Consider the following 9,063-nt stretch of genomic DNA (forward strand, 5'->3'; position numbering starts at 1 on the left):
CACCGCGCTGGAGCAGCTCGACATGCGGGCCCGTGCCAGCGGCTCCCGATGGGCGCTCGGGCTGGCGGCGCGCTCGCGGGCGCTGGTCAGCACCGGACCCACCGCGGAGGAGCACTACCACGAGGCGATCGAGCTGCTGCGAGCCTGCCGGATGACCGTCTACCTCGCCCGCACGCACCTCGTCTACGGCGAGTGGTTGCGCCGCCAGGGCCGGCGCCAGGCCGCCCGCGAACAGCTCCGAAGCGCACACGAGATGCTGTCGGACATGGGCGTGGAGGCATTCGCCGCGCGCGCCGCCCGCGAGCTGCGGGCCACCGGCGAGCACCCGCGCAGCCGGTCGACCCAGCCGTCGGATGCGCTGACCGCCCAGGAGCTGCAGATCGCGCGCCTGGTGGCGACGGGGGCGACCTCGCGGGAGGTCGGGGCGCAGCTGTTCCTGAGCCCGCGCACGATCGAGGCGCACCTGCGCAGCATCTTCCGCAAGCTGGGCATCACCTCCCGCCGGCAGCTCCGGGACCTGCCGCCCCCCTGACCGGTCCGCGGTCAACTCACGTCACGGCGCGGCAGGTTCGGACGCCGGCCGGGCCGTCCAACCGCATCGCCGGGCACGGCTTGATCACCACCACCCAGCGCCATCTACACCCCCTTGTTGCTACGGCCGACCTGCTCAACGCCTCCGCCGGTCACGGAATGATCTACGAGCCGACCACGTAGCCCTTGTCGGACGAGCGCAGGCCGCCGCCCAGGGTCATGCAGGCTCGGGCACGCCGCCGGTGTCGCCGCCGGGATCGTCAGGTGTGGCTTCGATCGGCGCGGGCGGCAGCGGCTCTGACGCGTCGGGGAGCAGCTCCGCGGGATCGTCTGGCACCGGCTCATTCGGATCGATGATCGGGTCCGGTTCAGGGGGTGGTGCGGTCATGCCGAGAGTGAACCAGCAAGCCCTTCCAACCTGCGTGCGGAAGGTCGGCGCGGGTTGGCCTGGCCGGCGGGAAGGCCGCCGGGCGACGCCGAGCTCACGAGCGCGAAGAAGTACCGGCCGCCGCCGGGTATGGCGCCGGCGACCGGGGAGCCGGCGACCGCCACGCCCATCAGGAACAGGCCAGGAACGTAGCCCCAGACGCTGGGATCCGGGCCGCCGACCGCGAGCAGCAGACCGAGACCAAGGCCGGTGACGAAGAAGCCGAACCGGATCAGCCGGCGTTGGCTGCGCCTGCGGGCCATGCGTGGCGCGGCCGCGGACGACAGCAGCAGGCCGATCGTGGCGGGCAGTAGCACCAGCCCGGTCTCGATTGCGGAGAAGCCGCGGGCATGCTGGAGGAACACCGAGATCACGAAGAACGCGCCCTGCAGGACCAGCCGTTGGAGGTTGTGGGTCAGGCTGGTGCCCACACCGCTGTCCGAGTTCTTCCCGACCGCGGTCCTCATGAGAGGCCTGTCGGTCGCCTACACCCTGGTCAACGCGCTCTTCGGCGGCACCGCACCGTTCGTCGTGCTGTGGCTGGTCGGCTCACCGGCAACCCACCGTCGTCGTCTTCCACTGCGTCGGCCCGCTGGTCATCACGCTCGTCGGGGCCGTCGTCGGGGAGACCGCCGGCGAGCCCGTGCGTGAGACGTGACCGGCACGCAGTGGAGCGCGATGCCGATCCCGCCGATGATCGACATCTGCACGATGCGGCCGCTGCCCCGGGCGCGCAGGATCGGCAGCACGAGCGCTCAACCGGGGCGTCCCTCACAGATGAGCATTCCGTCGACCAGCAGATCGGCGTACTGGTCGGCGATCTCCTCCGGGCTGCGGGCACCCGGGCGGTACCAGCGATAGATCCAGTTGGCGGCGCCGAGCACCGCCAGCGCGGCCAGCTGCGGATCGAGGTCGGGCTTGAGCCGGGCGTCGTCCTTCGCGGCGGAGATCAGGTCGGCGACGATCGTCTGGTAGTCGCGGATCGGCATCTCCGCCCGCCGTTCGTCGGAGAGCTGGTCGAACTCGTGCAGCAGCACGGTGGTCTGGACGAGGTTGTCGATGAGGTACCGGATGTGGCCGCGGACGACCGAGCGGAGCCGCTCGACGGGGTCGGACTCGGCTTCGGCGTGGCTGCGCACGTTCTCCAGGCCCTCGCTGTACACCGAGCGGATCACCTCGAAGAGCAGGTCGTCCTTGCTGCGGATGTAGTGGTAGAGGCTGCCTTTCAGCACGCCGAACTCGTCGGCGATGTCCTGCAGGGTGGTGGACTTGTAGCCTTTGCGGGCGAAGATCACCGCGGCGATGTCGAGCAGCTCCTGCCAGCGGCCGTCGTCGGCCCGGAACGGCGGTGAGGTATCGACGCGCGGTGCCCGCCTCCTGTTCACCATCTGCCCAACCTACAGTCGGTCACCTCTCCGCCGCACTACCCAACGGTTGGTTGGGCACCTAGGGTGGAGCTGGGAGGTCATCACATGGACTCGGTCGACGGGCTGCACCCACTCGCGGCGCTGCTGCGCCGATACGCGTTCGCCTACACGGCGGTGCACGACTTCGCGGTCTGCCGCGAGATCATGGTCGACGGCTACGTCCTGCGGATGGGCGACGTCGAGCTCCGCGGGCTCGAGGACCGGTACATCCCGGCGACGCGCAAGCAGTACCGCCAGTACCCGGGGCTCGGGTTCACCGTGCACGAACTCGTCCTGGCCGAGGACCGCGCCGCGTTCCACTTCACCGAGCACGGTCGGTCCGTGCTGCACGGGGGTGCGGCGTCCTGGCAGGGCGTGAGCCTCTACCGGTGGGACGGCGAACGGCTCGTCGAGTGCCGGGTGGAGCAGGACTACCACGGTCGGCGCACGCAGCAGCGCACCGGACGGCCGCACCCGGTCCGACCGGCCGGGCTCGATCCGTGGACCTCGCCGGCCGCGGGCCCGGACGACGAGGTCGAGGCCGTCGCGCGCCGCTGGCTCACCGGCGCCGGCCTGCTCGGCTGTCCCCTGGGCAGCCTCGACGACGAGGACGACACCGCGCCCCGCCGGATGCTGCTGAGCGCGCCGCGGACCGAGGTGCTGGACCTGTTCGGTGCGGGCGACCGGGTGGCGTTCCACGTCGTGCACCGCGGCACCTACGCCGGCGGCCTCGACGACTGCGACCACCTCCGCGGCCGGTCCGCGAGCCTCTACGCCTCCGGGCTGCTGACGGTGCGCGACGGCGAGGTGGTCGAGGTCCGCGCGGTCACCGACCGCCTCGCCGCGGAGCGGCGCCTCGCCGCACGCCGCTGAGCCCGGCCCGGTCCGGTCCGCCGACGGGGACGCCGGCCCGACGCGCACGCTCACGCCGACACGCCGAGGAAGGCCCGTTCGAGCCGGGGGTCGTCGGCGAGTTCGGCCGCCGGCCCGGACAGCACGACCCGGCCCCGGTCCAGGACCGACGCCTCGTCGGCGATCTCCAGCGCGGTCGCGTTCTGCTCGACCACCGCCACCGCGATCCCGCGGTCGGCGATCCGGCGGACCGCTTCCATCACCGTGTCCACCATGATCGGCGCCAATCCCATGGAGGGCTCGTCGAGCAGCACGACCCGGGGATCGGCCATCCGCGCCCGACCGAAGGCCAGCATCTGCTGTTCACCGCCGCTGAGCAGCCCGCCCGCTGCGCCCCGCGCCGGGCGAGGACCGGGAACATCTCGTAGACCTCGCCCAGGGTGCGGGTGCGGTGCGCGGCCGAGCGGTTGGCGTAGCCCCCGAGCAGCAGGTTCTCCTCGGCGGTCAGCGGCGCGACGATCCGGCGACCCTCGGGCACCAGGACCATCCCGGCCCGCACGACCTGCCAGGCCGGCGTCGTCGGCCTGACCGGACGGCCGCCATCGAGCTCGCCCCCCACCGGATCCGGGTCAACTCCGTGCACCCCTGCGCGGTGCAGACCGCCATGGCCGAGGACACCGCCATGGCCGAGAACGAGGTCCTGACCGGGCTGCTGCGCGCGGAGCGGCACTACCTCGCCCCGTTCGGGCAGCTGCTGGGCGAGCCGGCGCGGGCGCTCCCGCGCGACATCGCCGACGCCGTGGCCTGGCTCGCCTCGGCGAGGCGCGCACGGTCACCGGCATCGCCCTGCCCGTGGACCTGGGGGCGACGACGGTGTGACCGGCACCGCCGCCCGGGTCACACTGCGGCGGCGGTCGTCGCCTCCCCGGCCCCGGACGGGGCCAGCTCCGCGAGCAGTCGGTCCCGCAGCCGGAACTTCTGGATCTTCGTCGCGGACATCGGCCACTCGGTGGTGAACCGCACGTACCGCGGCACCTTGTACTTGGCCAGGCCGGACCGGCAGAACGCGATCACCTCGTCCTCGCTCAACCGCGCGCCGGACCGCAACTCGACGAACGCGGCGGGCACCTCGTCGTACCGGGGGTCCGGGACGCCCACCACCGAGGCGAGCTGGATGTCCGGGTGGGTGGTCAGGTACGCCTCGACCTCCAGGCAGCCCACGTTCTCTCCGCCGACCTTGAGCATGTCCTTGGTCCGGCCACGGAAGGTGAGGTTGCCGTTCGCGTCGACCGAGGCCAGGTCACCGGTGAAGAACCAGCCCTCGGCGTCGAAGCTGGCCGCGGTCTTCACGGGGTCGTTGTGGTAGCCGAGGAACAGGTTGAACCCGCGCATGTGCAGGACCCCGACCTCGCCGGGTGCGACCTGCTCCCCGGAGAGCGGGTCGCGCACCTGGACCTCGACACCGGCGAACGGCTTGCCCGAGGTCAACCGCTCCTCCAGCGGGTCGTCGAGCCGACCCATGACCGCCACGCCACCGGTCTCGGTCGAGCCGTAGCAGCTGACGTGGCTGGTGTGCGGCAGCTTGTCCTGGAAGCCGCGCAGCAGATCGGGCGGACCGACGGTCAGCAGCGCGCGGACCCGGCGGAAGGTGTCCGGGCCGTAGCTCGGATGCGCCAGCAACGGGCCGGTCAGCGTGGGGTAGGCGGGGTAGAGCAGGGTCGCCTGCTCGCGCTCGATCAGCTCCAGCGCCGCGTCGGTCTCGAAGTGGGTCATCGACACGTAGGTCGCGCCGGCGTTGAGCACCGCGACCATCGGGGCCTGGGCACTGACGTGGAACATCGGCAGCGGGTTCCACATCCGGTCGGCCCCGGTGACCCCGAAGGCCTGCTCGCCGACGGCCTTCCCGAGCCCGACCACGGAGCGGTGGGTCAGCGGACAGCCCTTGGGCTCGGCCGTGGTGCCCGAGGTGTACATCATGATGTAGCGGCTGTCGGGGGTGACGGCGGCCGCGGCGGCGCGCACCGCGGCGGTGTCGACGTCGCGGCCCAGGGCCAGGAACTGCTCGCCGGCGCGGAACCCGGGCGCGGTTCGGGTGCCGAGCACCACGGCGGTGCGCAGCGCGGGCGCCCCGGACACCGGCGGGGTCTCCCCCGCCACCCCGGCGGCCAGCTCGGGGAAGGCCTGTCCGAGCCGGGCCACGTAGTCGACGTGCTCGTCGACCGCGTCCGTGGTGAACAGGACTTTCATGCCCGAGTCCGGCACGATGTGCGCGATCTCGCGCGGGGCCAGCCGGGCGTTGATCGGCACGAACAGCGCGCCGACCATGGCGGTGCCGATCATGACGTGCACGAAGTCCAGCCCGTTGGGCATCAGGGTGCCGACGGCGTCCCCGGGCCTGACGCCCAGCGCGGTCAGCGCCGCGGCCACCGCGACGGCGGACTCCTCCAGCTCGCCGTAGGTCTGGCGAGCGTGCGGGAACACGAAGCTGTCGTGGTCGGGGTGCTCCCGCGCGGCGCGCTGGACCAGCCCCGGGATGGTGAGAACGGTGTCCTCCATGACACGCCTCCTGGTGGTGTCGAAGTCGGTGGGGTGCCCGTCAGACCGGTAGGACGACCTCTGCCTCGCCCTGCAGCACGGTGCGCCCCCCGGCCTCCAGGGACAGCTCGCACCGCACCTTCTCGGCGCCCGGACCGTGTGGGCCGCGTTCCACGACGCGCCCGCCCGCCCGCACGCTCTGCCCGGCCACGACGCTGCCGCGCAACCGGACGTGCAACCGGGTCAACCTGCCCTGTGGGAACGCGGCTCGCACGAGGTTGGCCAGCATCGCCATCGTCGCCGGGCCCTGGGCCACCGGCCGCTCGGCGATCCCCAGCCGCGGCGCGACCGCCGGGTCGAAGTGCAGGGGGTTCGGGTCCGCGAGGAGCAGGGCGAGGACCTTCATCCGCTCGGCGTCGACCTCGTCGAGCGTCCAGTCGGGCAGCTCCTGCCCCACCTCGGTCATCGCTGCTCCGCCCGTCGGGGCAGCGCGTACACGTTGCGCACCACGGCCACCGGCGCGCCGACGCGCTCGGCGAGCTCGAACCTGGCCGTCAGAAGGTCGAACTCCCCCATCGTGCGGCCGGACTTGCGCTGCACCGACTCGACCGTGCCGCTCACCTCGTAGTCCACCCCGGCCCGGAACTCACCGGGGAACTCCAGGCTGGATTCGGTCAGCATCGGCCCGTCGGCCATGTCGGTGCCCCACAGCGCGAACAGCTCGGCGACGGTGACCCCGAGGCCGCGCTGCGCGGCGACGAACGCCATCACCGGGTGCGGGGCCTGCTCCGGCGTGGAGTACAGCGCGTCGTGGCCGAGCCAGTTCTCGTGGTCGGCCAGCCGCCAGCTGCCGCCGGGGATGGGCGTGCCGACGAGGTGCGCGAGCGGGTGGGCCGGTCCGCGCGCGGCCGTCGCGGCGCTCACGAGAAGGAGCGCGGCAGGCCGAGGCCCTCGGCGATGCCGTTGCGGGCCATCTCGTTGGTGACCGGACCGATCCGGAACAGCCGCACGTCACGCCAGTAGCGCTGCATGTCGGTCTCGGCCGAGTAGCCCATCCCGCCGAGGATCTGCAGGCCGAGGTCGGCCGCCTGGCCGCCCAGCTCGGAGGCGACCACCTTGGCCATGTTGGCCTCCTGTCCGCACGGTCGACCCAGCGACTGCAACCACGCGGCGCGGTTGACCATCAGCTCGGCCTGGTCGCGCCACATCGCGATGTTGGCGATGTGGTGCTGCACGGCCTGGAACCGGCCGATCGGCCCGCCGAAGGCCTCGCGCTCCATGGCGTAGCGCAGCGCGTCCTCCAGCACCCCGTCCATGATGCCGACACAGAACGACGAGAGCATGATCCGCTCGTTGTTCAGCGTCGGCAGGAGCATGTACCAGGCCTTGTTCTCCTCGCCGAGCAGGTTCTCCTCGGGAATGAAGACGTCGTCGAGGTACACGTCGCACGATCCCAGTGACCGCATGCCGACCTTCGGGATCTCCCGGATCGTCACGCCCTCGCTGCGGGCGGGCAGGATGAACAGCGAGACGCCCTGGTGGCGCTTCTCGGTGTACTCGTCGGTGCGGGCCAGCAGCAGGATGTAGTCCGCGACGTGGGACATCGAGCTCCACGTCTTCTGACCGTTGACCACCCATCCGCCGTCGACCTTGCGCGCCCGGGTCCGCATGCCACCGAGCAGGTCGGTGCCGCCGCCGGGCTCGGTGAAGCCGATCGCCCACTTCTCCCGGCCCTCGGCGATGGCGGTCAGGTGCCTGCGCTTCTGCTCCTCGGTGCCGTACAGGCCGACCGACTTGCCGCCGGCGAAGGAGGTGATCCCCCAGACCCAGGTGAGGCCGGCCAGCGACCGGGCCAGCCCGCGGGCCAGGACCATCTGGGTCAGGATGTCCCCGCCTTGGCCGCCGTACTCCTCGGGCAGGCCGATGCCGTGGAACCCGGCCTCGGAGAACTTGTCCCACAGCGCGTGCGGGAAGGTGTGCTCGTCCTTCTCCAGCTCCCGCGCCCACTCCTTGGGCGCCTCGCGGTCGACCCACTCCTTGACGGTCTTGCCGAAGAGCTGCTGCTGTTCGTTGAGCTCGAAGTCCACTGCGTTCGTCCTCGCATCCGCTGATCGCGCGCCCTGCCGGGCCGAGCCTACGCGCCCAACCAATGGTTTGGTAGGGCGTGGAGGTCGTCAAGGAACCACGACCACCTTGCCGAAGGCCTCCCCGGCGGCCAGCCTGGCGACGGCCTCGGGCGCCTGTTCGAGCCCGAACACCGAGTCGATGTGCGGGCGGATGCCCCGGGCGCCACACAGCGCCACCAGGTCACACAGTTCCTCCCGGCGCCCCATCGCCGATCCGAGGACCGAGATGTGCTGCAGGAACAGGGCGAAGAGATCGGTCTTCACCGAGGCGCCCGCGGTGGCCCCGGCGACCACCACGGTGCCGCCCGGGCGCACGGACTTCAGCGAGTGCTGCCAGGTCGGCTCGCCCACTGTGTCGATCACCAGGTCGACCCGCTCGGGGATGCGTTCGCCGGAGGCGAAGCCGGCGTCCGCTCCGAGCGCCCGAGCCTTCTCCAGCTTCTCCGGGCTGCGCCCGCTCACCCACACGCGCAGCCCGGCCGCGCGGGCCAGCATGGTGGCCGCGGTGGCGACCCCACCGCTCGCCCCCTGGACGAGCACCGTCTGGCCCGGACGGGCCGCGCCGCGGACGAACAGCATCCGGTAGGCGGTGAGCCAGGCCGTCGGCAGACAGGCGGCCTCCTCGAAGCTGAGCGTCGCGGGCTTGTCGACGAGGTTGCGCACGGGCACCGCGACCTTGTCGGCGAGTCCGCCCTGCAGCGCGTCGGCGAGCATGCCCCGGCCGGGGTCGAGCAGTTCGTCGCCACCACCACGGGCAGGGTCGGCCACCAGAGCGTGCACGAGGACTTCCCTGCCGTCGTCGGTGATCCCGGCGACGTCGGATCCGAGGACCATCGGCAGCCGCCCTTCGCCGACCCCGACGCCGCGCAGGCTCCACAGGTCGTGGTGGTTGAGCGCGGCGGCCCGGACCGTGACCAGGACCTGCCCGGCCGCGGGCACCGGCTCGTCACGGTCGACCACCTCGACGGCCGTCGCCGGGGCATCCCGGGACATCCTGGTGGCTACTGCGGCGCGCACGGGCGTGGTTGTCCTTCCGTTCGGGAGCGGGCGGCCGGGAGGGGCGGCGGCCGGTCAGTCAGCATGGAACGGCCGGCGCGTTCCGCATCTTGCGTGGGTCGTCCACCCTGAGGCGGAAGTTGCCACATACGGAAGGAGCCGGCCGTCATGTCCAGTGTTGTACGTGATC

The 9,063-nt window shown here is 72.2% G+C and carries 11 protein-coding genes and 1 pseudogene; 3 read left to right on the forward strand and 9 right to left on the reverse strand.

Annotated elements, in window-relative coordinates:
- Nucleotides 1–532, forward strand: a 532-nt coding sequence (locus KIK08_RS34595) for a helix-turn-helix transcriptional regulator (RefSeq protein ID WP_214407537.1), incomplete at its 5' end; no start/stop codon positions are given.
- A gap of 216 nt (nt 533–748) precedes the next feature.
- Here KIK08_RS34595 and KIK08_RS34600 read toward each other — a convergent pair.
- The 3 genes from KIK08_RS34600 to KIK08_RS34610 all read right to left on the reverse strand — a co-directional run bounded on the left by KIK08_RS34600 (nt 749) and on the right by KIK08_RS34610 (nt 2,346).
- On the reverse strand, nt 749–919 hold the full coding sequence (locus tag KIK08_RS34600) for a hypothetical protein (protein ID WP_214407538.1): 171 nt from the start codon (nt 917–919) through the stop codon (nt 749–751).
- Nucleotides 916–1,389, reverse strand: a complete 474-nt coding sequence (locus KIK08_RS34605; protein ID WP_214407539.1) for an MFS transporter — start codon at nt 1,387–1,389, stop codon at nt 916–918. Before KIK08_RS34605 ends, KIK08_RS34600 begins: the two co-directional genes overlap by 4 nt.
- A 324-nt stretch (nt 1,390–1,713) precedes the next feature.
- Nucleotides 1,714–2,346: a TetR/AcrR family transcriptional regulator gene (locus KIK08_RS34610; RefSeq protein WP_214407540.1), complete on the reverse strand. Its 633-nt coding sequence runs from the start codon at nt 2,344–2,346 to the stop codon at nt 1,714–1,716.
- An 84-nt stretch (nt 2,347–2,430) separates the two neighbouring features.
- Between KIK08_RS34610 and KIK08_RS34615 the strand changes: the two genes are divergently transcribed.
- Nucleotides 2,431–3,237, forward strand: coding sequence for a nuclear transport factor 2 family protein (locus tag KIK08_RS34615; RefSeq protein ID WP_214407541.1), 807 nt, complete (start codon nt 2,431–2,433; stop codon nt 3,235–3,237).
- 50 nt (nt 3,238–3,287) lie between these two features.
- On the opposite strand, the gene KIK08_RS34620 is transcribed toward KIK08_RS34615, so the two are convergent.
- Nucleotides 3,288–3,572, reverse strand: coding sequence for an ATP-binding cassette domain-containing protein (locus KIK08_RS34620; RefSeq protein WP_214407542.1), 285 nt, complete (start codon nt 3,570–3,572; stop codon nt 3,288–3,290).
- A gap of 281 nt (nt 3,573–3,853) precedes the next feature.
- Between KIK08_RS34620 and KIK08_RS42325 the strand changes: the two are divergent.
- Nucleotides 3,854–3,979: pseudogene (locus KIK08_RS42325) on the forward strand (hypothetical protein); the annotation flags it as partial.
- A 134-nt stretch (nt 3,980–4,113) separates the two neighbouring features.
- Here KIK08_RS42325 and KIK08_RS34630 read toward each other — a convergent pair.
- The 5 genes from KIK08_RS34630 to KIK08_RS34650 form a co-directional block, all read right to left on the reverse strand.
- Nucleotides 4,114–5,772, reverse strand: a complete 1,659-nt coding sequence (locus tag KIK08_RS34630) for a class I adenylate-forming enzyme family protein (RefSeq protein ID WP_214407543.1) — start codon at nt 5,770–5,772, stop codon at nt 4,114–4,116.
- 40 nt (nt 5,773–5,812) lie between these two features.
- The gene (locus KIK08_RS34635; protein ID WP_214407544.1) at nt 5,813–6,217 is read right to left on the reverse strand and encodes a MaoC family dehydratase; all 405 of its coding nucleotides are present in this window, start codon (nt 6,215–6,217) and stop codon (nt 5,813–5,815) included.
- Nucleotides 6,214–6,675 (reverse strand): hypothetical protein, encoded by a 462-nt coding sequence (locus tag KIK08_RS34640; RefSeq protein ID WP_214407545.1) that lies wholly within the window; start codon nt 6,673–6,675, stop codon nt 6,214–6,216. The genes KIK08_RS34635 and KIK08_RS34640 overlap by 4 nt, the downstream gene beginning before the upstream one ends.
- The gene (locus KIK08_RS34645) at nt 6,672–7,838 is read right to left on the reverse strand and encodes an acyl-CoA dehydrogenase family protein (protein ID WP_214407546.1); all 1,167 of its coding nucleotides are present in this window, start codon (nt 7,836–7,838) and stop codon (nt 6,672–6,674) included. Before KIK08_RS34645 ends, KIK08_RS34640 begins: the two co-directional genes overlap by 4 nt.
- An 87-nt stretch (nt 7,839–7,925) precedes the next feature.
- Entirely contained in the window at nt 7,926–8,870 is a 945-nt protein-coding gene (locus KIK08_RS34650) for a zinc-binding dehydrogenase (RefSeq protein ID WP_214407547.1), read from the reverse strand.
- Nucleotides 8,871–9,063: the final 193 nt, after the last annotated feature.

Origin of the sequence: Pseudonocardia lacus (assembly GCF_018531445.1) — a bacterium.
Classification (GTDB): Bacteria; Actinomycetota; Actinomycetes; order Mycobacteriales; family Pseudonocardiaceae; genus Pseudonocardia; species Pseudonocardia lacus.